Genomic DNA, 25,308 nt, shown 5'->3' with positions numbered 1-25,308 from the left:
ACGCCAGACTCCTTGCAGCCCGTGTGAGCCCTGGAACCAGGAGGCCGGGACGGAGGAGGCCCGTTCGCCCCGGAAGATCGAATGGAGACTCTAGAATGACGGCGGCCACCACCCGTCGCAAGCGCACGGCCCCGCAGCCCTCCTGCGCAGACGGACCTTCCGCGCAGACTGCTCAAAGCGTGTTCGGCGGAAGTCCCGGCCACCGGCGCGGCCTACAGCAGACCGTAATCCACGAGCGTCTTCTTCAGCCGGGTCTCTTCCGCGGCGCTCAGTGGCGTCAGCGGCAGACGCAATTCGCCGCTGTCGCGTCCCAGCAGCCGCATGGCGATCTTGATCGGAATCGGATTGGTGGCGATGCCGAGCAGATCGCGGCAGAGCGTGAACAACTTGAAGTGCCATTCGCGGGCCTCGGCGACGTTGCCGGCCTTCCACGCCGCAAGCAGCTTCAGCATGTCCTGCGGGACGATGTTGCCGACCACCGAAACGATGCCACTCCCCCCCATCGACAACAGCGGCAACGTCAGGCTGTCGTCGCCGGAAAGGACCGTCAAGTTGGTTTCGGCGAGCACCCGCGAGGCCTGATCCATCGAGCCCGTGGCCTCCTTGATCGCGACGACGTTCGGCAGTTCGGCGATCCGGGCGATCACCTCCGGCTCCATATTCTTGGCCGTCCGCCCCGGAATGTTGTAGAGGATGATCGGCAAGTCAACCGCTTCGGCCACCGCGCGATAGTGCTGGTAGAAACCCTCGCCCGTCGGCTTGTTGTAGTACGGAGCGACCATCATTGCTCCGTCCGCACCAACCGATTTGGCGAATTTCGTCATCTCGATCGCTTCGGAGGTGCTGTTGGAGCCGGTCCCCGCCATGACCTTGATCCGACCGGCCGCATGCTGGCAGACGATGCCGATGACGCGGTTGTGCTCCTCGTGCGTCAGCGTCGGGCTCTCCCCCGTCGTCCCGACCGGGCACAGACCGTTGGTCCCCGCCGCAACGTGGAAGTCCACAAGCTGCTTCAGACCGGCCTCGTCCACATGACCGTTCTTGAACGGCGTGACGATCGCAACCGTCAAACCTGCAAACTGTTCGCCTTTGCGTTGCATGAGTCTCTCGCTGCTGTGCTGAAGCCGTCGAAGTCGCGTCGGCTCAAGTTTGTTGGTGATTCAATCTCTGGACGAAGGCTGTCGACGGCAGGTTCGGCGAACTACGGACGCTCGCGCCAGTCCACGCCCGACATTTCCGCGAGAGCGAGCATCAGGGCGTGCGTCCCGTTGCGCCCCCAGCCCTTCGCCTTGACGGACAGATAAAGCTGTTCGGCGAGGGCCAGGCCGGGCATCGACAACCCCATCTTACGGCTCTCGGCGAGGGCGATCCCCATATCCTTGATGAAGTGCTCGACGAAGAATCCCGGGTCGAAGTTGTTATTCATGATCCGCGGACCGAGATTCGTCAGCGACCAGCTCCCGGCGGCCCCGGGACCAACCGACTGCAGAACCGTCGGCAGGTCGAGCCCGGCTTTGTAGCCGTACAGGAGAGCTTCGCAGACGCCGATCATCCCGGTGGAGATCAGGATCTGATTGGCCATCTTGGTGTGCTGTCCGGCCCCCGGACCGCCCTGATGTACGATGGTCTTCCCCATCGCGGCGAAACAGGGGTGGAGCGCCTCGACGACCTCTTTGTCGCCGCCGATCATGATCGAAAGAGCGGCGTTTTTTGCCCCGATGTCGCCGCCGGAAACCGGCGCGTCGACCGAATAGACTCCTTTCGCGTTGGCGGCGGCATGGATTTCCTGGGCCAGGGAGGGCTCGCTGGTCGTCATGTCGACCAGAATCGCCCCGGCGCCCGCGCCCGCCAGCGTCCCCTGTTCACCCAAGGTGACTTCCCGCAGATCGTGCGGGAAACCGACGATGGTGAAGATGACGTCGGACTGCTCGGCGACAGCTTTCGGAGTCTCGGCCCACTTCGCCCCTTTGGCGACCAGGGCATCTGCTTTCGCTTTCGTCCTGTTGTAGACGATCGCGGAGAAGCCGGCCGCCATCAGGTGTCCGACCATGCTGGTCCCCATGACACCCGTCCCGATCCAGCCGACGCGGGTCTTTCCGGGAACAATCGCCGCTACTGCCATGGAGGTCCGCCCTCTCTGAAGCTCGTGAAACAGGGAGAAAATCGTCGCCAGTCAGTATACCGCGGGCAGAATCCTATTTCACCGCCTGCGGTTGCGACCTACAATCCGCCCCGACGCGACTCCGGAGCTCCGGGCAAGCGCAAACCGACTGGCGAATTCAGGGGAGTTGCGGGGAATGTCCCTGACTTTCCGATTCGGGTGCATCCTGGCGGCGGATTCGTCGATGAGTTCCGCTGGACGAGCGGAAACGGGCCGCTGTCGAGGTGAGAAAGGCAACGGAATGCCAGACACGGATCTCCTGGTGGCGGTCGAACGTGCCGCGCACGAAATGCTTGTGTGGATTGGATTTGGGACCGTTGTCGGTCTGGTGGCCAAAGCCATCATGCCCGGACGCGACCCCGGCGGCGCCGTCGGAACGCTGTTGATGGGGATTGGCGGCAGCCTGATCGGCTGCGGCCTGCTCCTCCTCTACGACGCCAGCTATCGCGTGTCGCCGATCAGCCCGCTGGGATTCGTCGCCGGGACCGGCGGTTCGCTGCTGCTGCTCCTCTTCTACCGGGTGATGTCCAACTCCTATCTCGTCGAACCGATCGACGGCGCCGTACCGGGCGGAGCGGTGAATACTGTGGCCTACTATCGCCGTCGCCGCCGTCGAGCCGCCTGAATACTGGATTCAGTCCGTGTGGCTGGCGTCGGATTCCGCGACGATCCAGTCCGCGGGCTGTACGTTTTTCGAAGAGCACACCCGGCTGAAGGCCACCAGTGCCCCCGAATCGTCAGTCGACGATCGGCGCGACCCGGCATCCCGGATAATAGTGCCGCAGGATTTCGAGGGCTGATTTGCCCTGCAGCGCCATCCCGCGAGCCCCCCACTGGCACAGGCCGACGCCGTGGCCGTGCCCTCGACCCTCCGCGACAACGTCCGCCCCCTGAACTTTCAGGGAAAAGTGCGGACTGAGCAGCTTGGGGAGTTGCGACCGGAGTTGCACGCCGGTCACCTCCGCGGACCGGCTCCCGTCGCCGATCACGAATCGCGAGATCTTGCCGTCGCCGGGGCCAGCCGTCTGGCGAGCCGTTCGAATCGTTTTGAGTCTGGGTTGCGACGGCGCCGATTTCGCAACGGCGCTGGCGAAATCGGCGCCGGGAATTCGAACTGTCCAGCGATAGCGTTCGGCATCGCGGCAGCCGCTGCAAGCCACGGAATTCAGCGCCTCGCAGGCATCGTCAAAGATTTCCGTGCCTGTAGTCGTCCGTCCTCCGCAGCAGGCGGCATAGTAGGCCGTAAACAGTTTGCCCCGGGACGTGCAGACCAGATTGGAGGTCGACTCGACGATCTTCCGGCTGGCGGCACTTTCTCCGGCCAGGCGTCGTCCGCCGGCCTCGTACTCGACCCCGAGATACTTCTGACTGCGCTGCGTGGCAAAGACGTCGTAGACCGCAACCGGGGAAGCTTCGCGGATCTGCCGCAGAGCGTAGGTGCGGGCGATGATGGCCTGGGCCTCGCGCGCAGCGTCCGGAAACCGGGCAGGCATCTCGGAATCGACGACGCTGGCCAGGTATTCCTCCAGCGGCAGCACATTCACCAGAACCAGCCGATCGTTGGGGAACCGATGAATCCGCAGACTTCCCCGGTACAAATGGCCGGCGAAACGGACCACCGGCGACTTTTCCGGGATAATTTCCAGCTCGCTGACTGTGTATTCCCGGTCGCCGACCCGGATTCCGCCGGCGACTGGTCGAACAGTCGCGACCGTCAGCTTGGCTCCGCGGGCCAGCACCTTGTCCGAACCGACGGGCCGAAGTGTATACGGTCCAGCGATTTCCAGTTTGGCTTCCCGGACTGGATCGACCGTCAACCGGACGCGGATCAGCCGGGCGGAATGGGCTCGAGTTGCAGTCGAGCGTGAGACGCGTGCCACTTCGGCCAATGGCAGCGTCGTCCGCCCGCTTCCCGGATCAACCAGATTCCAGGCGACAAGCAGGACGGTCAGGAATGAAACGGCAACGATCGCGAACTCGAAACGCGACCGAGCAGGAGATTCAGGGAGCATCCCAATCTTTCGCCGACAGCGGGGAAGGGTTCTGATCCGGGCCTGGAACGACCGGGGAGTTACCAGAATTTGAGTGGCCTGTCAGCAGCAGGCGCCAGTCATTTCCGCCGGAATGGGACATTTGCGGCGGATACGTTAGAATCCCCGACCGCACCGCCCGATCCGAGTTGGCAGGCGGACAGCGGCGTCACCGGGCGCCGTCAACATTTTCAAGGATCCTGCGGGTGGCCACAGTTCTCGTGTGGGCGGCGTTTGTCGTCCTGGTTCTGATCATCCTCGCGTTCGACCTGGGCTTCTTCAATCGCGAGGAAAAGGCCATCACTGCGCGGCAGGCGCTGCTGCGGACTCTGGCGTATTTCCTGCTGGCGTGTGGATTTACGGTTTTCGTCTACTACTCCTACGAGCACCACTGGTTCGATCTGGGGAGAGAGGGGAAAGCCGCTGCCGAAGCCAGCGCCAACGAGCACGCCGCCGTCCACCACGAACCCTGGTTCCGGCTGGCCTACCCGTTCGAAGCTCCCCGCAAAGGAGGGGCCGGCAAATCGCTCCCCCACAACGGTACGGACGCGGCGACGATGTTCTTCACGGGCTATCTCGTGGAACAGTCCCTCAGCATGGACAACATCTTTGTCATCGCGCTGATCCTCACCTATTTCCAGGTCCCCGCCATCCTGCAGCATCGGGTGCTGTTCTGGGGGATCATGGGCGCACTGATCATGCGCGGCGTGATGATCGGCCTCGGGGCCGTCGTCATCGAGAGCTTCCACTGGGTGATTTACATCTTCGGCCTGCTGCTGATCTACACGGCCTTCAAGATGCTGGTCTCGGGCGACGAAGAAGTGGACTTCGAAGAAGGCAAGATGGTCCGGCTGTTCCGTCGGTTCCTCCCCTATCACTCCGGTTTCGTCGGCGACCATTTCCTCACGCGCGTTCACGGCAAACTGCATCTGACCCCGCTGGCGCTGGCGCTGGTCGTCGTGGAAACCAGCGATCTGCTGTTCGCTGTCGACTCGATTCCCGCGGTCTTCGGCATCACTCACGACCCGTTCCTGGTCTTCACGTCCAACGTGTTCGCCATTCTCGGACTCCGATCGCTCTACTTCGCACTCGCCGACCTGCTCGACAAGTTCCGTTATCTCAAATACAGCCTGGTCGTCGTACTGGCGTTCGTCGGCGTCAAGATGCTGGCGCACTCCTACTTCGAGATTTCCCCTCTGTCGTCGCTGACGCTGATCGTCGTCGCCCTGGCCGCGGGGATCGGCGCGTCGTTTGTCTTCCCGGCTCCCGAACACGCGCCGCACGAGGATCACGTCGATCACGTGGCCTGAAGCGACGCCCCCTTGCAACGGGGGACCCGTTGATGCTGGTGCTCATCCGGTACGTCTGGGCCAGCCCCGGTACGCTGATCGGCCTGTCGCTGACCGCAGTGGCGCTGGCGACCGGCGGACGGGCTCGGGTCGTGTCCGGCGTTCTGGAGGCTCACGGCGGCTGGATTTCCCGTTTCTTGAACCGGGGAGTCTGGTTCGTCGGACCGGTCGCGGCAATCACATTTGGGCACGTTGTGCTGGGGGGCTCTCCGGCGTGGCTGGAAGCCTCGCGCACCCACGAGCGCGTCCACGTCCGCCAGTACGAACGCTGGGGCCCGGCATTTCTCCCAGCCTATCTGCTGTGCAGCGTCTGGCTCTGGACGCGGGGGAGAGACCCGTATCGGGAGAATCCGTTCGAGATTGAGGCGTATGCGAGCGAAGACGCCGACAGGTGAAACGCGAACCTTGACACGCGCCCGCGTGTCGCCATACTGGAAGCTCAGACGCCCCCATCGTCTAGAGGCCCAGGATAGCAGATTCTCAGTCTGCGGACAGGGGTTCGAATCCCCTTGGGGGTACTGGTCACACGGAGCCGCGAAGCCCATTGGACTTCGCGGCTCTGTTCGTTTTCCGGCTGCGCCTTTGACGGCGCGACGCCTTTGCCAGCCGCCCCCGCTGATCGCCGTCGCCTCAACATTCCGGCGGTCGAACGCCGTCGCGGCGGATTCCCCGACAGATCCGCCCCAGAAGGCTTTCGGATGCCCCGTTCCCCGTTTACCTTGGCTTCACTCGGGAACGGGCGGACAGACGACGGCGTTCCGACATCCCAACAAGACAGACCATCTGGAACCCGACTGAAAGCAGCATGGCCGACACCAACCTTTCGTCCTTTATCTGGTCCATCGCCGAACTGCTGCGGGGCGATTACAAGCAGTCCGAATACGGCAAGGTCATTCTGCCGTTCACGGTGCTCAGACGGCTCGACTGCGTTCTGGAACCGACCAAGGCCGCCGTGCTGAAGGAGCTGGAGAAGCGGACGAAGGCGGGGTTGAATCCCGATCAGTTCCTGCTGCAGAAGTCCGGGCAGCTCTTCTACAACACGTGGCCGAATACCCTGAAGGAACTGATGGGGGATCAGGACCACGTGCGGGAAAACCTGCTCGGCTACGTCCAGGCGTTCCCCCCCGCCGTGCGGGATATCTTTGTCTGCTTCGACTTTCCGACGCAAGTCGAACGGCTGGCCAAGGCCGGGCTGCTGTATCAGGTGGCCGAAAAGTTCGCCAACGTCGACCTGCATCCCGAGAAGGTCACGAATGCGGAAATGGGGCAGGTCTTCGAAGAGCTGATCCGCAAGTTCGCCGAACTCTCGAACGAGACCGCCGGGGAGCACTTCACGCCCCGTGAGGTCATCCGGCTGATGGTCAACCTGATCTTCATCGAGGACGACGACGCTCTCAACAAGCCGGGCGTGGTCCGGTCGCTGTACGATCCGACCGCCGGGACGGGCGGCATGCTGTCGGTCGCCGATGAGTACCTGCAGGCGTTCAATCCGGACGCCCGGCTCGTGATGTCCGGGCAGGAGTTGAACGGCGAGTCGTACGCCATCTGCAAGGCGGACATGCTCATCAAGGGGCAGGACGTCGGCAATATCGTCCTGGGGAACACCCTCTCGAACGACGGGCTGCTCGGGAAGCATTTTGATTACATGCTCTCCAATCCGCCGTTCGGCGTCGAATGGAAGAAGATCGAGAAGGAAGTCCGCAAGGAAGCCGAGACGCAGGGCTTCAACGGGCGGTTCGGTCCCGGCCTGCCCCGCGTCAGTGACGGCTCGTTGCTGTTCCTGCTGCACCTGATTTCCAAGATGCGGCCGGCCAAAGACGGCGGCAGCCGGTTCGGCATCGTGCTGAACGGCTCGCCCCTCTTCACCGGCGGAGCGGGTTCGGGCGAAAGTGAGATCCGCCGGTACGTGCTGGAAAACGATCTGGTCGAAGCGATCATCGGGCTGCCGACGGACATGTTCTACAACACGGGGATCAGCACGTACGTCTGGATTCTGAGCAACCGCAAGCCGACTCACCGCAAGGGGAAGGTGCAGCTCATCGACGCCAGCGGGTACTTCCAGAAGATGCGGAAGAGTCTGGGGAGCAAGCGGAAGGAACTGAGCGACGAGCACATTGCCGAGATCACCAAGCTGTTCGGCAAGGCCAAGAAGGTGACGAAGGACGGCGTGCCAATCAGCCTCATCTTCAAGAACGCGGACTTCGGCTACCACACGATTACTGTCGAACGCCCGGAACGGGACGCGGCCGGCCAGATTGTGAAGGCCACCAAGGGTAAGCTGAAGGGGCAGCCGCAGCCGGACGCCAATCTGCGGGATACCGAGAACGTCCCCCTGTCCGAAGACGTCCAGACGTACTTCGAGCGGGAAGTCCTGCCCCACGCTCCCGATGCCTGGATCGACCATGAGAAGACGAAAGTCGGGTACGAGATTCCATTCAACCGGCACTTCTACGTCTTCAAGCCGCCCCGTGAGCTGGCGGAGATCGATACCGAGCTGAAGGGGGTGACGGACCGCATCGTCCAGATGATCGGGGAGCTGTCGCAATGAGCTTCCCGAGGTATGACGACTACAAGCACAGTGGCCTCGATTGGCTGGGTATTTTGCCAAGCCATTGGCAAGCACTTCCGAACAAGGCCGTATTCCGTCTAGTCAAGACCGAGATTGGGGAGGAGTGGAGCGAGACGCAGCTGCTCTCACTGACTCTACGAGGTGTTGTAAATCGGGACATTGATTCCGGTGACGGAAAGTACCCCGCCGATTTTGGCAACTACCAAATAGTCGAACCTGACGACTTGGTGATGTGCTTGTTCGATATGGATGAAACGCCTCGAACAGTCGGGTTGAGCAGTAATCGCGGGATGATTACGAGTGCGTACGATGTGTTTCGATGTAATCCTAAAACCGACGCAGCTTTCGTCTACTATTTTTACCGCCACGTGGATTCCCACAAGGGCCTTCGACCGTTCTACACGGGACTGCGGAAGACCGTTCGCACGCCGACTTTTCTTTCGATCAAGATGCCCGTTCCACCTCTCGACGAGCAAAAGGCGATCTCGTCGTTCCTCGATGTCGAAACTCAGAAGATCGACGCTCTCGTCTCAGAGCAGCAACGGCTGATTGAGCTGCTGCAGGAGAAGCGGCAGGCCGTCATCTCCCATGCCGTCACCAAGGGGCTGAATCCTGACGTGCCGATGAAGGCTTCCGGCGTCGAGTGGTTGGGAGATGTGCCGGAGCACTGGGAGGTTCAAAGAGTTAAGCATGCGATCAGTTCGATTGAACAAGGTTGGAGTCCCCAATGCGAGAACGATCCAGTTCAGAGTGCTGACCAATGGGGCGTCCTCAAAGTTGGCTGCGTCAATTACGGAAGGTTCAACGCCGAAGAGAACAAGGCCCTTCCTTCCACGCTCGAACCGCAGCCTGAGCTTGGAATACGAGAAGGGGACTTGCTGATTTCACGAGCCAACACGGTAGAGTTGGTCGGAAGTGCGGCAGTGGCCGAAAGCGATCACGAAAACTTGATGCTATGCGACAAGCTGTATCGTTTGCGAATGGATCGTTCGACACTCTTGCCGCAATTTCTGTGCTATTTCCTTGCTTGTGAAGCTGCTCGTGAGCCAATCGAATTGGGAGCGAGCGGGGCAAGTTCGTCAATGAAGAACATCGCACAGTCGGTGATCCTGGAACTGTGGTTCGCGGCACCGGACGTCGACGAACAACAAGAGATTGTCAACGCGATTCGGAAAAGATGGAACGCGATAACGCGGCTCATCGCAGAAGCCGAGCGAGCCATCCAGCTTCTGCAGGAACGGCGAACCGCCCTGATTTCAGCCGCCGTGACCGGCAAGATTGATGTGCGGAGCTTGGCTCGAAAGGCATCGGCATGAACCAGACGCCGAAGACGATTCAGATCTTCCTGCCGGGCGGCGACCCGCAAGGCATCCGGATTGCCGACATTACGACCCGCATCCTGCAGGTGATCGAAGTCCCCCGCAGCCTGCTCGGCGACTTCTCCCAGATCGTCGGCAAAGGATCAGCCTGAAATGTCTCCCTACGTTCCCGAAACGCTGCCGCTGACGGGGCTCGATGCGGCCCGGCTGATTCGCCTCACCGGACCGGCGAATGCCGCTCTGGCCCGGTACGACGGGCTGCTGCAGAGCGTCATCAATCCCGACGTCATGCTCTCGCCGCTGACGAATCAGGAAGCCGTGCTGTCGTCGAAGATCGAAGGGACGCAGGCCACGGTCGACGAAGTGCTGGAGTACGAAGCGGGCATCGAGTTCGACCCGGAGAAGGTCCACGACATTCAGGAAGTCGTGAACTACCGCGAGACGCTGAAGCTGGCTCAGTCCGCGTTGAGCAAACAGCCGTTGACCCTGTCCTTGCTCCGGCAGATGCACGGCCTGCTGATGAACAGCGTGCGGGGAGCCGACAAAAGCCCCGGCCAGTTTCGGGTGCAGCAGAACTGGATCGGCTCGCCGGGCTGCACCATCGAGCAGGCCACGTTCGTGCCGCCGTCGCCGCTGCAGTTGCTCGACCATCTGGAAGCGTTCGAGCGGTATCTGTCGGCGGAGGATATCGACCCGCTGGTGCAGGTGGCGGTGGTTCACGCTCAGTTCGAGCTGCTGCACCCGTTCAACGACGGCAACGGACGCATCGGCCGGCTGCTGATTCCGCTGTTCCTCTACCAGAAGCGGACGCTGGCCAGTCCGATGTTCTACTTGAGCGAATACCTTGAAGCCCATCGGGAGGCGTACTACGCCGGGCTGCGGGGGATCAGCCAGCAGGGGGACTGGACGGGCTGGGTGGCGTTCTTTCTGGCGGCGATTCACGAGCAGGCGGAGACGAATACGGTTCGAGTTCGAGGCATCCTGAACCTTTACGCACGGATGAAACAGCAGGTGGTCGATCTGACCCGTTCGCAGCATGCCGTGAAGGTGCTGGACACGCTGTTTGACCGGCCTGTCTTTCGGTCGAACGACTTCATCGACCGTTCAGGGATTCCGAAGTACACGGCGATGCCGTTTTTGCGACAGCTTCGCGATGCCGGAATTCTCGTCACCCTACGTGAACAAAGTGGCCGCCGACCGGCGATTCTGGCGTTTCGGGAGCTGTTGAACTGTGCAGAGGGACGAAAAATCCTGTGAGCGGCTTGGGTGTGGCCGGGCACAGTCAAAACTCGTTGTGTGTGTCGAAATGGCGTTTCGTCATACACAACGCGTTTTGTGTATCTCCGACGAGACACAACGTAACAACGCGAATCGGCAGGTCTGAAGCTTGCCAAATACGGACGGAACTCCTTTCTGAGAATGTAGTTACAAACCACAAAGCCGGACGCCAGACAGGCCGCCTGAGCGGCATTCCGCCAAGGGAAGCGAATGGACGTACACAAGGAAATCGCCTTCGAGGTCGAAATCTGCCAGCATCTGGCGGCTCACGGCTGGCTGTACTCCGAAGGGGACGCGGCCGAGTACGACCGGACGAAGGCTCTGTTCCCGGCGGACGTGCTGGCGTGGGTTCAGGAGACTCAGCCCGCTGCCTGGGAGGCATTGACCAAGAGCCACGGCTCGCAGGCCGCCGAAGTGCTGCTGACTCGGTTACAGGAATCTGTGACGCAATCCGGAACTCTGGAAGTTCTGAGGCACGGCATCGACGTCATTGGGCTGAAGCAGAAGCTGAAGCTGGCTCAGTTCAAACCGGCTCTGGCGATGAATCCGGAGCTGCAGGCCCGGTATGCGGCCAACCGGCTGCGAGCCGTCCGGCAGGTGCGGTACTCTCTGAGCAACGAGAACAGTCTCGATCTGGTGCTGTTCCTCAACGGGCTGCCGGTCGCCACCGTCGAACTGAAAACCGATTTCACGCAGAGCATCAAGGACGCCGTCGACCAGTACCGGTTCGACCGCCTGCCCAAGCCTAAAGGGAAATCCGCCGAACCGCTGTTAGATTTTCCCGGCGGGGCACTGGTTCACTTTGCCGTGAGCAACTCGGAAGTCCGGATGACGACCCGGCTCAACGGTCCCGAGACGAAGTTCCTGCCGTTCAATCAGGGGAACGACGGAGCGGCGGGCAACCCGGTCAATCCGAACGGCGGCCATCGCACCGCCTACTTGTGGGAACAGATCTGGCAGCGGGAAAGCTGGCTGGAGATCCTGGGACGCTATCTGGTTCCCAAGAAGAACGAAAAGAAGCAGCTCGAAGCGGTGATCTTTCCGCGGTTCCATCAACTCGACGTCACCCGGAAACTCCAGGCGGCCGTGCTGGCGGAAGGGGCGGGCGGCAAGTACCTGATTCAGCATTCGGCCGGTTCCGGCAAGACGAACTCGATTGCCTGGACGGCTCACTTTCTGGCGGATCTGCACGACGCACACCACAAGAAAGTGTTCGATTCGGTGCTGGTCGTCTCGGACCGGAACGTCATTGATTCGCAGTTGCAGGATGCGATTTTCGCCTTCGAACGAACGACCGGCGTCGTGGCGACGATCAAGGGGGAGAGTTCCAGCAAGAGCGGCGAACTGGCCGCAGCCCTGTCGGGAGCCAAGAAGGTCGTGGTCTGCACGATTCAGACGTTCCCGTTTGCTCTGAAGGCGGTGCGGGAACTGGCGGCCACGCAAGGCAAGCGGTTTGCCGTCATCGCCGACGAAGCTCACAGCTCGCAGACTGGGGAGGCGGCGGCCAAGTTGAAGGCGGTGCTGTCGGCGGAAGAACTGCAGGAGCTGGCCGACGGGGGCGAAGTCAGTACCGAAGACCTGTTGGCCGCTCAGATGGCTCAGAAGGCGAGTGACACCGGGATTACGTACGTCGCCTTCACGGCCACGCCCAAGGCCAAGACGCTGGAACTGTTCGGCCGGCGTCCCAAACCGGACCAGCCCGCCAGCAAGGACAATCTGCCGGCCGCGTTCCACGTCTACTCGATGCGGCAGGCCATCGAAGAAGAGTTCATTCTCGACGTGCTGCAGAACTACACGCCGTACCGGCTGGCGTTCCGCCTGACGCACAACGGCAAGGAATGGGACGATAAGGAAGTCGAACGCAGTGAGGCGATGAAGGGGCTGATGGGCTGGGTGCGGCTGCATCCCTACAACATCTCCCAGAGGGTGAAGATCGTCGTCGAACATTTCCGGGAGTACGTCGCCCCGCTTCTGGGAGGGAAGGCCAAGGCGATGGTTGTCGTGGCCAGTCGAGTCGAAGCCGTCCGCTGGCAACTGGCGATCAACAAGTACATCAAGGACCGCGGCTACCCGATTCGCACGCTGGTGGCGTTTTCCGGGGAGGTGAAGGATACGGAATCCGGACCTGATCCGTTTACCGAGAACAGTCCGGAGCTGAACCCGAATCTCAAAGGCCGGGACATTGCGGAAGCCTTCAAGGCCGACGAGTATCAGATTCTGCTGGTCGCCAACAAGTTCCAGACGGGCTTCGATCAGCCGTTGCTGTGCGGGATGTACGTCGACAAACGGCTGGCCGGCATCCAGGCCGTCCAGACGCTGTCCCGCCTGAATCGAGCCTATCCCGGCAAGAGCACGACGTACGTCCTGGACTTCGTCAACGACACGCAGGAGATTCTCGACGCCTTCAAGACGTACCACACGACGGCGGAGCTGGCCGACGTCTCGAATCCGAATCTCGTCTACGATCTGCGAGCCAAACTGGACGGAGCCGGACATTATGACGACTTCGAAGTGGACCGCGTCGTCGAGATCCTTTTGAAGGAAAACGCCAAACAGAGCGAACTGGTGGCCGCCCTGGAACCGGTCGTCGACCGCCTGATGAAGCGGTACAAGGCCGCTCAAGAGGCCGTGAAGACGGCCAAGGCCGCCAAGAATGCGTCAGCTCTGGAGACGGCTCAGAACGAGCTGAATGCACTGCTGCTGTTCAAGGCGGACATGGGGGCGTACGTCCGGCTCTACACGTTCCTGTCGCAGATCTTCGACTACGGGAACACCGACATCGAGAAGCGGTTCCTCTTCTTCAAGAAGCTGCTGCCGCTCCTGGAATTCGGCCGAGAGCGTGAAGGCATTGACCTGTCGAAGGTGGTTCTGACGCACCACAACCTGAAGAGCAAGGGCGAGCAGACGCTGCCGCTCCATCAGGGAGAGACGCCGAAGCTCGAACCGGCAACCGAAGTTGGAACGGGAGCCATCCAGGAGAAGCAGAAGGCGTTGCTGTCCGAGATCATCGAGAAGGTGAATAACCTGTTTGACGGTGAACTGACCGATCAGGACATGCTCGTTTACGTCAACAACGTGATCAAGGGGAAGCTGCTGGAGTCCGACAAGCTCGGGCAGCAGGCCGCCAACAACACAAAGGAGCAGTTCGCGAATTCGCCGGACCTGAAGACGGAGCTGATGAACGCCATCATCGCCGCCCTGGACGCTCACACGGCGATGAGCACGCAGGCGTTGAACTCGGAAGCGATTCGGAGGGGGCTGAAGGAGATCCTGCTCGGTCCGGGGCAGCTCTATGAGGCGTTGAGGGATCGGGCGGCGGGAGGGACGGGGAGGCCGGCGTAGGACGTTTCTGGGGGGAGACGTGCCGCTTGTCGATGGGACACGTGCCGTAATCACCATTCAGCCGCCTTTCCAGGACTGGGACACGATGACCGCTGACCAGAACGTCCGTCCGATTGATCCACAGGTTCGCATCGGTCACGTTCATTTGAAGGTGGCTGACCTGGAACGGTCATTAACGTTTTACTCCGGTATCCTGGGATTCCAGCTTACGCAACGGTACGGGACGCAGGCCGCATTCGTTTCGGCGGGCGGCTATCACCATCACATCGGGCTGAATACCTGGGAAAGCCTGGGAGGTTCGCCACCACCACCGGGAACGACCGGCCTGTATCACGTCGCCATCGTTTACCCGACTCGGGCGGCTCTGGCCGACGCATTGCAGCGACTGATTACGGCCAACATCCCTCTGGAAGGGGCAAGCGATCACGGCGTCAGTGAGGCGATTTATCTGCGTGATCCAGACGGCAATGGTATTGAGCTGTACTGGGATCGACCGGCTGAGACTTGGCCGCGGACGCCAAACGGCGAACTGGCGATGTTCACTCGGCGTCTGGACCTGCATGACCTGCTGAAAGAAGCCAAATCAGGACCGACCGATTCCAGCCAGGCAAATGATGAGTCGGCGGCTGACTGACTGACTTCTGAAGCACGCTGCCCGATGCTCTGAGATGCTCGGATGGCTCGATACACATATCTCAGCCGAAAAACTGCTTCCATTTGGGGACGGACGATCACAATAATCGTTTGCTGCGGTATGCGTGACTTTGACTCGATGACAGGACTGACGGCCATGATTCAATGCGGCAAGCGTTTCGGGCTCTTGGTGCTCTGCTCGGTGGGATTTTTCGGCGTGATTGCCGTGGCAAATCTGAGAGCACAGGACGCACCGGAAAAGGCATCGCCTCCCGAGCAGATTGGCCGCTTTCTGAAGTGGAATGCCGAGTCGAAGGCCACCGTCGAAAGCTTTCTCCAGGATGAGATTGCCCGACAGGATGAACGCCTTAAGGCAGTGACAACCGAGCTTGCCGACAAGCGGAAATGGAAGATCTCGGAAAACGAACTCAAACGAACTTTTTTCTCTCTGGAAGAGAAACGGGAAGCATTGGCTCAGCTCGAAGCTGAAATCCAAGAGCTGAAGGCAGGTCGGAAAGAATCGACGGAACAATTGCAGGACTGGCAACAATCGGCGTTCGGTCCGATCTCTGAGTTCTCGGAACTGGAAGTTGGTCAGTTTGGAACGCTGGACGGCTGGGTATGCGAAATTGTTCAAATTGTCGACGGAGAGAACCTGATGGTTCGAACGGGCCATGCTCGGCTACCGCCAGCTCCGGTCAACCTGGGGATTCAGGTGGGGAGCTACGAAGACGCCTTGCTGCAGCAAAAAGTCCGAGGAGGTATTCCGACGCTCGGGCGAGCTGAGATATCCGGTCCAGGGCAAACCGTTTGGATCAGAGGATTGGCAACAAAGGGATTGGTCGATGGGAAACGCATCGAGCCCGAAGAAGTTTTCGAAGTAACCGGAACGAAGAAAATCGGCGGGACGCGGACCATTTTCGTTCTGGAACGTGTGGACTTGGAGGAAGTCGAGCGATTTGCTCCAAAACCCCCGGTCGTCGAAGCCAAGCCCGAAAAGTCCAAAGCATCACCGGTATCGAAACCGCGTTCAGGCACGAAGTCCAAGGCAAAATTGGCCAACTGACTGAGCCGCTTTCGGCGAAGCCTTGTGGGCGGCAGCAATGCTGCCCGTCTATCGGCGTGCCGATCCTGAATGCGGATTGCCGGAGTAGGCATCAAAAATCGTGAAGATGTGGATGGCCAAGCCGGGCAGAATCAGAGCCATGTAGCCAATCACCGTAATGACCAGCAACAGCAATCCCATGCCGATCTGGCCCTTGTACATTTGCCCGAGGCCGGGAAACAGGAATGACAGCACTGCGGCTGCACCGGGGCTCCACGCAGGTGCTGGCGGTGCGATTTGAACAACGCGAACGGGTTCGGGGCGATGAGTGACGGCTGACTTGCGGCCATCCAGGAATTCGCCGCAGTGCTTGCACTTGATGGCAGCCGATTGGATCAACTCCGCACAGAAAGGGCAGGCTTTCGTCCCCGCAGCGGCGGTCGTGGCCAGTGCGGTTCCTTGGCTCTGCCCTTGTCTCACTGTCGACTGCTTGGGCTGAGTTCCGAGCAACACTTCGTCGACGATCTCTTCGACTGCTGCGGCATGCTCAGCCGCGGACGGATCGACGGCCCCAAACAGCCCTTCGGTTTCCCCGGCCCGTTTCCAGACCTTGTTCGCAGCCGGTCGAATCGGCGTGTCTACATCCACACGACCGGATCTGACGAGCTGATGCAATTGCTCATCCGTGAACGGCCCGTGTATGCGGTTGCCGATTTTCACCTGCCATTCGTTCGCCATCGGTCGCCCTCCCCTCTCACGATGTTCTGAGGGAGTTTGAGACCAGACAGCACGTCAAGCAAGCGTTCAGTCTCACGTCGACGAAAGATCGGAGGTGATTGGCTGTTGCTCGGCAGGCACAACCGATCCATCCGATACGATCTCATCAACCATCCGCAGAATCAGCGTGCGGACTTCAGCCGGCAGCAGCGGCCAAGCGGCTGCGATGCGGTGCAGCTCGGGACATGACTCTGCTGCACCGGATTTTGCACCGTCTCCAGTCCCCGGAAACGCCGATTCCCTGACAGAATCAGCACTTACGTCGACCAGTTCGTCCCCCCTTGGGGGTACTGCGAAGGGCCGCGAAATTTCAATGATTTCGCGGCCCTTCGTGCTTTTTGAGAGCGGGTGTCTGCCGCGTTTTGTCTCCCCCGCGGCCCCGTCGAATCACCAAACGCGTTGAGCGACGGTTCAACTCTCTCCATCTGCGACGGGTGCTGGCGGCACACGGTGCGATTCGGTTTGCAAGCGGCACCGTCTGCTGCGGTTGCGTCCGGATTGTGAGCGGCTTCCTCCCCTCGCCCCCGATGGCGCAGGTCCGAAGTCTGCGCCGGCTTCTCGCTTGCGGCGGGAGCGTCGATCCGCCAGTTTGGATCGACCTTTCCGATCGACCGCGGCACAGCCCGAAAGGCCTGCAGATGCCACCGGCAGCACCAGTCTCTACGGACCTCATTGATTCTGACATTCCCAAGTGGCCTTTTCCTGATTACGCCGTCGCGCCGCTGCGTGAGATGTTCAGTCATTTCAGTAGCCTCTGCGCTCCTCGCCACATCTCTGCGGGACATCTTCTGTTTCTCTTGCACGTGTTGATCGCACCGCAGGCGATCAGCGCCGCCGAGTCGCCCCGGCCGAACATCCTGTTCCTCTTCGCTGACGATCAGTGCTACGAGACCATCCGCGAGTTCGGCCTGACCGATATCGACACGCCGAATCTCGACCGTCTCGTCCGGAGCGGGACTTCGTTTACGCAGGCTCACAACATGGGCTCCTGGAGCGGCGCCGTCTGCGTGGCCAGCCGGACGATGCTGATCACCGGGCGGAGCATTTGGGACGCCAACGCCGTCTACAAGACCACGGACAAGGAGCGCCAGGCGGGGGTGCTCTGGCCGCAACTGATGAACAAGGCCGGCTACCGCACGTACTTCACCGGCAAGTGGCATATTCAGACCGATGCAACGAAGTGCTTTGACGTTGCCCGCCACGTCCGGGCCGGCATGCCCGCGACCGTGCCGCAGGCCTACAACCGACCGCTCGCCGGCGAGCCTGACCCCTGGAGTCCGTTCGACACCTCGCTCGGCGGCTTCTGGGCGGGGGGCAAGCACTGGAGCGAAGTTGTCGCCGACGACGCAGTGAGCTATCTCGACGACGCGAAGCGGCATTCACAGCCGTTCTTCATGTATATCGCCTTCAACGCGCCGCACGACCCCCGACAGTCGCCGAAGGAATACGTCGACAGGTATCCCCTCGATCGCATCAAAGTGCCGCAGAATTTCCTGCCGGAGTATCCGTACAAGGACGCCATCGGCTGCCCGCACTCGCTCCGCGATGAGAACCTGGCCCCCATGCCCCGGACCGATCAGGCCGTGAAGGTGCATCGGCAGGAGTACTACGCGCTGATCACGCACATGGACGCCCAGATCGGCCGGATTCTCGATGCGCTGAAGGCGTCCGGGGAGGCCGACAACACGTGGATCTTCTTCACCGCCGATCACGGTCTGGCGGTCGGGCACCACGGCCTGTTCGGCAAGCAGAATATGTATGAGCACAGCACGCGGGTGCCGTTCCTGGTCGTCGGCCCCGGCGTCACGCCAGACAAGCGGCGGGATGACGCGATTTATCTGCAGGATGCGATGGCCACCTCGCTGGAGCTGGCCGGCGCCGACAAGCCGGACCACGTCTTCTTTCATAGTCTGCTGCCGCTGTTGCGGGACGAACGGAAATCGTCCGCCTACGAATCGACCTATGGCGCGTACCTGGACCTGCAGCGGTCGATCACGCACGACGGCTGGAAGCTGATCGCCTACCCGCAGGCCGGCGTGCTGCGACTCTACCATCTCGCCGAGGATCCACTGGAGCAGCACGACCTGGCCGCCATGCCCCGGCACCGCGAACACAGAGAACGACTCTTTGAGAGGCTCGTGGCGCTGCAGAAGGACCTGGGCGACGCGCTGGATCTGCAAGCTGCCTTCGCCTCCCGCTCAAAGTGAGACAGACCATGAATCGACTCGCGTGCCTGCTGCTCGGCCTGACAAACAGTCTGATCGCAGTCGATCGTCCTTCCGTCGCCGCCGACGGCAAGTCGCCGAACATCGTGCTGATCATGGCCGACGACTTCGGCTACGAATGCGTGACAGCCAACGGCGGGCAGTCGTACCAGACGCCGCACCTCGACCGGCTCGCTGCGGCGGGAATGCGCTTCGAGCACTGTCACGTTCAGCCTCTCTGCACGCCGACCCGCGTGCAGCTTATGACCGGCCTTTACAACGTGCGGAACTATCTGAACTTCGGCACGCTGCCGCGCAGCGAGACGACGTTCGGACAGCGGCTCAAGGAAGCGGGCTACGCGACCGGCATCTGCGGCAAATGGCAGCTCGGACACGAGGCCGATTCGCCTCAGCATTTCGGCTTCGACGAATCGTGCCTCTGGCAGCAGACCCGTCGCCCGCCGCGCTATGCCAATCCCGGCCTCGAATACAATGGGGTCGCGCGGGACTTCCAGAACGGCGAGTACGGCCCGACGCTCGTCAACGACTTCGCCCTCGAATTCATCGCCCGGCATAAAGGGGAACCGTTCTTTCTCTACTATCCGATGATCCTCACGCATGCCCCGTTCCAGCCGACGCCGGACAGTCCCGACTGGGATCCGGCGGCTCTCGGGGAGAACGTGAATCGAGACGTCCGGCACTTCGCCGAAATGACCGCGTACATGGACAAGCTGGTCGGCCGGGTGGATGCGAAACTGGCCGAACTGGGCATCCGCGACAACACGCTGCTGGTGTTCCTGGGGGACAACGGCACCCAGGGGAACGTGACCAGCCGCCTTCAGGGACGCGACTATCGCGGCGGGAAAGGGACGACGACACGCCGCGGCACGCACGTCCCGCTGATCGCGAGCTGGCCCGCTGTGATGACGCGGGGACGCGTGAATCACGATCTCGTCAGCAGCGTCGATCTGTTTCCCACGCTCTGCGAAGCGGCTGGAGTGCCGGCGCCCGCGACGACGGATGGCGTCAGCTTTCTGCCGCAGCTTCGCGGCGAGGCCGGTCGGCCGCGCGGGTGGCTCTACTGCTGGTACTCGCCCCGCCAGCAACTGGATCTGACGGTCCGCGAATTCGCCTTCGATCGCGAACACAAACTGTATCGCGACGGACGATTCTTCGACCTGACCGCCGACCCGGACGAAAAGTCGCCGCTCGCCGTCGCGCAGCTCGCCGGCCCGGCGATCGAAGGAGCCAGGAAACTGCAGAGCGTCCTCGATCGCTTCGCCAACGCGCGTCCCGAGCAGCTCGATCGTGACTTCGAAGCTTCGATGAAGCAGAATGGCGGGACTCCAAAGGCAAAGGGCAAGAAGAAAAAGGCCGTCGACAAGAGCAAGTAGGACAAGTCGAGTCTTCGCGGCTCGCCTCGCCGATCCAGACACAATTGAGGTAACTCCATGCGCTTCCCGCTCGTCATTGTGACTCTGTGCTCACTGTTCGCGGTCCCCGGGAGCGCTGCGGATACCCCCCGCCCCAATATCATCTTCGTGATGGCGGACGACATGGGCTGGGGCGAAACCGGGTACCGCCATCATCCGGTCCTCAAGACGCCGAACCTCGACGCGATGGCCGCCGCCGGGCTGCGCTTTGAACGTTTCTACGCCGGCGGACCGGTCTGCTCGCCGACGCGGGCGAGCGTCCTCACCGGACGGACTCATGATCGCTGCGGCGTCCTCAGTCACGGCTATGCCTTGCGGCTGCAGGAGAAAACGATCTCGCGGGCGTTGCAGACAGCGGGCTATGTGACCGGTCACTTCGGCAAATGGCACCTCAACGGCTACATGGGCCCCGGCGCGCCGATCCTGGAATCCGATTCGCGCCACCCCGGTCACTTCGGCTTCGACCGGTGGACCTCGGTGACCAATTTCTTCGACCTCAACCCCCTCATGTCCCGCCAGGGAAAGATTGAAGAGTTCGCCGGCGACTCTTCGGAAATTGCGGTGAATGAAGCGCTCACGTTCCTCGACCAGCACCGCGCCGGCGACAAACCGATGTTCGCCGTCATCTGGTACGGCTCGCCCCACAGCCCGTTCCGCGCGCTGCCGGAAGATCGCGCCCCCTTCGCAGAACTTAACGATGCCTCCGCGAATCACTATGGCGAGCTCGTCGCGATGGACCGCAGCATCGGCACGCTCCGCCGTCGCCTGCGCGAGCTGGGAATCGCCGACAACACCCTCCTCGTCTTCTGCAGCGACAACGGCGGACTTCCGAACATCACTCCCGAAACCGTCGGCGGACTGCGCGGCAACAAGGGCTCCGTCTTCGAAGGAGGCCTCCGCGTCCCTGGGATATTCGAGTGGCCCGCCGTGATCCAGTCGCCGCGGATCACCGAGTACCCCGCCTGCGTGACGGATCTCTTTCCCACCGTGGCCGACATCCTCGGACTGCCGGCGGACACACTCACGCAACCCGTCGACGGCGTCAGCCTGAAGCCGCTGCTGACCGCCGAACTCCCCCGCCGCGAGAAGCCGCTGCCGTTTCGCTTTCAGGGCCGGCTGGCCCTCGTCGACAATCGCTACAAACTGTTGAGCAACGCTCCGCAGAAAGGGGACTTTCAGTTGTACGATCTCGAAGCCGATCCTGCCGAATCGCGCGACATCAGTTCCGAACAGCCCGCCATTGCTGCGAGTATGAAGCAGCAATTGCTCGATTGGAACAAGTCGGTCGACGACAGTTTTGCCGGGACGGACTATCCCGAGGGAAAGGTCTCCCCTCCCGATCCGAAACCAATCCAGTGGACCGAGCACCCCAGCTATGCACCGTACCTGGCCGAATGGCAGAAGCGCGTCGAGTACCGCCCCAACCCGCGCGCCACGAAGGCGAAGAAGAAAGCGGCCGCCAGGCCGTAGTATGAGTCTTCGTGGCTCGCCATCGTTCACTCAACCACTTCCGGGATCCCCCTCATGCGTTCCCTGTTCTTCGCCCTGGTTCTGAGCATCTTCGCCACCAGTTCCCAGGCCGCCGGGCGGCCCAACGTCGTCGTCATCTTCGCCGACGACCTCGGCTATGGAGATCTCGGCTGCTACGGCTCACCGACGATCCGCACGCCCCACCTCGACCGCATGGCGGCGGAAGGGCTGCGGTTCACTGACTTCTACGTTGCAGCGGAAGTCTGCACCCCCAGCCGGGCCGCCCTGCTGACGGGGCGCTACCCCATCCGCAGCGGCATGTGCGGCGTGCGGCGAGTGTTGTTTCCGAATTCGAAAGGTGGGCTTCCCGTCGGCGAAGTCACGATCGCCGACGCCCTCCGCGTCCGGGGCTACAAGACCGCTCATGTCGGCAAGTGGCACCTCGGCATTCACGCAGGCTCCCGCCCGCTCGATCAGGGCTTCGATCAGAGTCTCGGCCTCCCCTACTCCAACGACATGGACGCCCGCCCCGGCTTGCCCAAAGGCTCTACCGGTTCCCCCAACCCACCCCGCGACGGCTGGAACGTGCCGCTCATCCGCAACGGCAAGATCATCGAGCAGCCGACCGACCAGACCACGCTGACGAAGCGCTACACGGAAGAGGCCGTCGCGTTCATTCGCGAACAGAAGACTTCGCCGTTCTTTCTGTACTTCGCGCACACCTTCCCCCACGTCCCATTGTTCGCCTCACCCGAGTTCTCCGGTCGGAGCCGGGCCGGGATCTATGGCGACGCCGTCGAGGAGCTCGACTGGAGCGTCGGCCAGGTCCTGGAGACCCTCCGCTCCGAAGGTCTGGCGGAGAACACGCTGGTCTTCTTCACCAGCGACAATGGCCCCTGGCTGATCATGGGCGACCAGGGCGGGAGCGCGGGGCTCCTTCGCGACGGCAAAGGAAGCACCTGGGAAGGAGGCATGCGCGTCCCCGGTATCGCCTGGATGCCCGGCCGCATTTCGCCCGGCGTCACAACCGAGCTGGCTCACGCGATGGACCTGCTGCCGACCGCGCTGGCCCTCGCGGGCGCCCCCCTCCCCTCCGACGTCACGCTCGACGGAATCGACCTGGCGCCGCTCCTCTTTCAGAATCAGTCGCCGCCGGATCGACCGTTCTTCTACTATCGCGGCGACCAGCTTTTCGCCTGTCGGCTCGGGCCGTGGAAAGCCCACTTCAAGACACAGACCGGCTATGGGCAGCCGAAACCAGAAGCTTTCGAGGCGCCCCTGCTGTTCCATCTCGGCCGTGATCCGTCGGAGAAGCGCAACGTGGCGGCCGATCATCCGGACGTTCTCAGCGCGATTCAAAACGCAGTGACGGCGCATCAAGCGGGCGTGGTCCCCGGACCTCCACAGCTCGACTGAACGACATGTTCCCGGGCGATGACGACGATCACCGCCCGTCGCGGATGACTTCACACTGCGGCAGACTCTCCAGAAACGTCCGGCCGTAGGGCTTGGTCTTAATTCGCGGATCGAGGATCGCCACCATCCCCGTGTCGGTCTTCGTCCGGATCAGCCGGCCGAAGCCCTGCTTGAGCTTGATCACCGCTTCCGGGAGCTGGTAGTCGACGAAGGGGTTACCCCCCCGCGCGCGAATTGCTTCCACGCGGGCTTCCAGCAGCGGATGGTCGGGGACGCTGAAGGGGAGCTTGGTGATGATCACGTTCTGCAGGGCGTCCCCCGGCACGTCGACCCCCTGCCAGAAGCTGTCGGTCCCGAACAACACCCCCGCCGGGTCGTTGCGGAATTTCTCCAGCATCTGCGTGCGGGGCATGTCGTTTCCCTGCGTATACAGGCCGTAGTTGCGGCTCGTCAGCCACGGCGTCAGCCGTCGGACGCAGTTCTGCAGCATCTTGTAACTGGTGAAGAGGACAAACGCCCGCCCGTGGGTCATGTCGACGTAACGCTCAATACAGTCGCAGACCGACGACTCGTACGCCTGCGGCGCCTCGGTCGGATCGGGCATACCCTCCGGCAGATACAGCTTCATTTGCTCGCGGTAGTTGAACGGGCTGCCGAGCATCAGCTCATTGGCCTTCGTCAGCCCCAGTCGCTGGCGCACGAAGTCGAAACTCTGCTTCCCCACCGCCAGCGTGGCGCTGGTCAGGACGACGGTACTGACCTTATTGAACAGCTCGTCGCGAAGGACGGGGCCCACGTCGACCGGGGCGCAGACCAGCTTCATCCGCTGCTGCTGCGGGCCGCTCGATTCCATCCAGTAGACGCAGCCTTCTTGCGACTGTTGCAGCCACGCGTTGAGGCTGTCGGCAAGATTCATGCAGCGGTCGGCGGCGGAAACGAACTCGACGCGGTCCTCCTCGGCGGGGATCCGCTGCGCAATGGCGCTGATCTGCACCGCCAGCGTCTTGAGGAGCGGGCTCAAGTTGTTGCGAATCTCGGGCGCCTTGCGGACGCGGCCGTTCTGCAGTCCCCGTTCGCGCTGCCACTCGCGCAGCTCGTCGAAGAGCTCGCGGGCTTCAAACCGGGCCTCGGACGCGGCCCGCTGAGCCTCTTGACCGTCCGGTCGCATCAGCAGACCCTTCTGCGACCGGTCGTTGTAGAGCCGGCCCATCAGGTACTCGACCTGCCCGCTGGAAACCGTCAACCCGAGGTGATCCCCCGCCACCTGCTCCACCGTGTGGGCTTCGTCGAGAATCACCACGTCGTAGTCCGGCAGCACCGAAGCCCCTTCCCGTCGCAGCGCTAGGTCGGAGAAGAAGAGTGCGTGGTTCACGACCAGCAGATCGGCATTCCAGACCCGCCGACGGGCGCGGTAGTAAAAGCACTCATTGTACGTCGGGCACTTTTTGCCCAGGCAGTTGCCGTGTTCGCTCTGGACTTCGTCCCAGAGCTGGGGCGTCGGCCGGAACGGGATGTCCGACAGGCTGCCGTCCCCCGTCTTCCGGGTCCATTCGACGATCCCCTGCAACTGCTCGATCTCTTCCGGGCGGGCGAACAGATTGCTGGCCCGCTCGATCGCCCCCTTCATCCGGCGGAGGCTGATGTAGTTCGAGCGCCCCTTGACCAGCACCGCGGAGAATTCGACCGGCAGGACCGAGTTCAGGAACGGGATGTCCCGGCTGATGAGCTGTTCCTGCAGACTGATCGTGTGAGTGGAGATCACGATTCGCTTGCGGGGGCCGCCGTCCCCCTGGGAGGCCGTCGCCGCGAGAATCGCCGGTACCAGGTACGCAAAGCTTTTGCCGGTGCCAGTTCCCGCCTCGACGACGAGGTGTTTTCCCTCGGCGATCGCCTGTTCGACCGCGTCGGCCATTTGGATCTGCTGCGGCCGGCTCTCGTAGTTCTTGAGCCGCTGGGCGACTCGCCCCTCCTGGCCGAGAACATCCTCCACCTGCAACTGTGCCACCGCGCGCCGCCGATCCGTCCGAACAGAGTAGCAGCCGGACACTTCTCCGACTGCGCGACCATTGTGCGTCACGGAAGGTGAACGGTCAAACGGGTGGCCGCGTTGAGGGTTGAGCGTCGATCGTTGAGGGAGGAGAAATGCGTCGACTCCGATATGTCGAGACTTGGCCTCGCTCGCTGGGGGGACCGGGAGCGGGATATACTTTCGCAGTTCCTGCCCCCGCTCACTCCGGGAGAGGGGACCGGACCCGCCGCGAATTTTTCAGCCAGGAATTGTC

At 62.0% G+C, this 25,308-nt stretch carries 18 protein-coding genes, 1 tRNA gene and 1 pseudogene; 15 read left to right on the top strand and 5 right to left on the bottom strand.

Annotated elements, in window-relative coordinates; translation table 11 throughout:
- Positions 1–212: 212 nt before the first annotated feature.
- Together dapA and SH412_RS27295 are read right to left on the bottom strand one after the other, a co-directional pair.
- Positions 213–1,100 (bottom strand): 4-hydroxy-tetrahydrodipicolinate synthase, encoded by an 888-nt coding sequence (dapA, locus tag SH412_RS27300; RefSeq protein WP_336521203.1) that lies wholly within the window; start codon positions 1,098–1,100, stop codon positions 213–215.
- Positions 1,101–1,201: 101 nt separating this feature from the next.
- Positions 1,202–2,122 carry an NAD(P)-dependent oxidoreductase gene (locus SH412_RS27295; protein WP_336521202.1) on the bottom strand — a complete coding sequence of 307 codons (921 nt, stop codon included), beginning with the start codon at positions 2,120–2,122 and terminating at the stop codon, positions 1,202–1,204.
- Positions 2,123–2,402: 280 nt separating this feature from the next.
- Here SH412_RS27295 and SH412_RS27290 point away from each other — a divergent pair, with 280 nt between their 5' ends.
- Positions 2,403–2,786 carry a GlsB/YeaQ/YmgE family stress response membrane protein gene (locus tag SH412_RS27290; RefSeq protein WP_336521201.1) on the top strand — a complete coding sequence of 128 codons (384 nt, stop codon included), beginning with the start codon at positions 2,403–2,405 and terminating at the stop codon, positions 2,784–2,786.
- Positions 2,787–2,898: 112 nt separating this feature from the next.
- On the opposite strand, the gene SH412_RS27285 is transcribed toward SH412_RS27290, so the two are convergent.
- On the bottom strand, positions 2,899–4,173 hold the full coding sequence (locus SH412_RS27285; protein ID WP_336521200.1) for a SpoIID/LytB domain-containing protein: 1,275 nt from the start codon (positions 4,171–4,173) through the stop codon (positions 2,899–2,901).
- Between the two features lie 224 nt (positions 4,174–4,397).
- Between SH412_RS27285 and SH412_RS27280 the strand changes: the two genes are divergently transcribed.
- The 10 genes and pseudogenes from SH412_RS27280 to SH412_RS27235 all read left to right on the top strand — a co-directional run bounded on the left by SH412_RS27280 (position 4,398) and on the right by SH412_RS27235 (position 15,747).
- Positions 4,398–5,501, top strand: a complete 1,104-nt coding sequence (locus SH412_RS27280; RefSeq protein WP_336521199.1) for a TerC family protein — start codon at positions 4,398–4,400, stop codon at positions 5,499–5,501.
- A gap of 32 nt (positions 5,502–5,533) precedes the next feature.
- The gene (locus SH412_RS27275) at positions 5,534–5,935 is read left to right on the top strand and encodes a hypothetical protein (RefSeq protein WP_336521198.1); all 402 of its coding nucleotides are present in this window, start codon (positions 5,534–5,536) and stop codon (positions 5,933–5,935) included.
- 50 nt (positions 5,936–5,985) lie between these two features.
- Positions 5,986–6,058, top strand: a tRNA-Glu gene (locus tag SH412_RS27270).
- Between the two features lie 287 nt (positions 6,059–6,345).
- Entirely contained in the window at positions 6,346–8,088 is a 1,743-nt protein-coding gene (locus tag SH412_RS27265) for a type I restriction-modification system subunit M (protein ID WP_336521197.1), read from the top strand.
- On the top strand, positions 8,085–9,425 hold the full coding sequence (locus SH412_RS27260) for a restriction endonuclease subunit S (RefSeq protein WP_336521196.1): 1,341 nt from the start codon (positions 8,085–8,087) through the stop codon (positions 9,423–9,425). Before SH412_RS27265 ends, SH412_RS27260 begins: the two co-directional genes overlap by 4 nt.
- Positions 9,422–9,550 (top strand): annotated as a pseudogene (locus tag SH412_RS27255) (GIY-YIG nuclease family protein); the annotation flags it as partial. The gene SH412_RS27260 and the pseudogene SH412_RS27255, both read left to right, overlap by 4 nt.
- A 31-nt stretch (positions 9,551–9,581) precedes the next feature.
- Positions 9,582–10,685 carry a Fic family protein gene (locus tag SH412_RS27250; protein WP_336521194.1) on the top strand — a complete coding sequence of 368 codons (1,104 nt, stop codon included), beginning with the start codon at positions 9,582–9,584 and terminating at the stop codon, positions 10,683–10,685.
- A 231-nt stretch (positions 10,686–10,916) separates the two neighbouring features.
- Entirely contained in the window at positions 10,917–14,048 is a 3,132-nt protein-coding gene (locus SH412_RS27245) for a type I restriction endonuclease subunit R (protein ID WP_336521193.1), read from the top strand.
- A gap of 85 nt (positions 14,049–14,133) precedes the next feature.
- Positions 14,134–14,682 carry a VOC family protein gene (locus SH412_RS27240; RefSeq protein ID WP_336521192.1) on the top strand — a complete coding sequence of 183 codons (549 nt, stop codon included), beginning with the start codon at positions 14,134–14,136 and terminating at the stop codon, positions 14,680–14,682.
- A 156-nt stretch (positions 14,683–14,838) separates the two neighbouring features.
- The gene (locus SH412_RS27235; RefSeq protein ID WP_336521191.1) at positions 14,839–15,747 is read left to right on the top strand and encodes a hypothetical protein; all 909 of its coding nucleotides are present in this window, start codon (positions 14,839–14,841) and stop codon (positions 15,745–15,747) included.
- Positions 15,748–15,795: 48 nt separating this feature from the next.
- On the opposite strand, the gene SH412_RS27230 is transcribed toward SH412_RS27235, so the two are convergent.
- Positions 15,796–16,464, bottom strand: coding sequence for a GYF domain-containing protein (locus SH412_RS27230; RefSeq protein WP_336521190.1), 669 nt, complete (start codon positions 16,462–16,464; stop codon positions 15,796–15,798).
- Positions 16,465–17,309: 845 nt separating this feature from the next.
- Between SH412_RS27230 and SH412_RS27225 the strand changes: the two genes are divergently transcribed.
- Genes SH412_RS27225 through SH412_RS27210 form a run of 4 tightly spaced genes read left to right on the top strand, consistent with a single transcriptional unit; the run spans position 17,310 to position 23,026 of the window.
- Positions 17,310–18,710 (top strand): sulfatase-like hydrolase/transferase, encoded by a 1,401-nt coding sequence (locus tag SH412_RS27225; protein ID WP_419555832.1) that lies wholly within the window; start codon positions 17,310–17,312, stop codon positions 18,708–18,710.
- Positions 18,711–18,718: 8 nt separating this feature from the next.
- The gene (locus SH412_RS27220; protein ID WP_336521189.1) at positions 18,719–20,101 is read left to right on the top strand and encodes a sulfatase-like hydrolase/transferase; all 1,383 of its coding nucleotides are present in this window, start codon (positions 18,719–18,721) and stop codon (positions 20,099–20,101) included.
- A gap of 57 nt (positions 20,102–20,158) precedes the next feature.
- Positions 20,159–21,610 carry a sulfatase family protein gene (locus tag SH412_RS27215; protein WP_336521188.1) on the top strand — a complete coding sequence of 484 codons (1,452 nt, stop codon included), beginning with the start codon at positions 20,159–20,161 and terminating at the stop codon, positions 21,608–21,610.
- 54 nt (positions 21,611–21,664) lie between these two features.
- Positions 21,665–23,026 carry a sulfatase family protein gene (locus SH412_RS27210; RefSeq protein ID WP_336521187.1) on the top strand — a complete coding sequence of 454 codons (1,362 nt, stop codon included), beginning with the start codon at positions 21,665–21,667 and terminating at the stop codon, positions 23,024–23,026.
- Between the two features lie 28 nt (positions 23,027–23,054).
- Here SH412_RS27210 and SH412_RS27205 read toward each other — a convergent pair whose 3' ends face one another.
- Positions 23,055–25,031, bottom strand: a complete 1,977-nt coding sequence (locus SH412_RS27205) for an ATP-dependent DNA helicase (RefSeq protein WP_336521186.1) — start codon at positions 25,029–25,031, stop codon at positions 23,055–23,057.
- Between the last annotated feature and the right edge of the window lie 277 nt (positions 25,032–25,308).

The organism is Planctellipticum variicoloris, from assembly GCF_030622045.1.
Classification (GTDB): Bacteria; Planctomycetota; Planctomycetia; order Planctomycetales; family Planctomycetaceae; genus Planctellipticum; species Planctellipticum variicoloris.
This window is presented reverse-complemented; position numbering and strand designations above follow the sequence as displayed.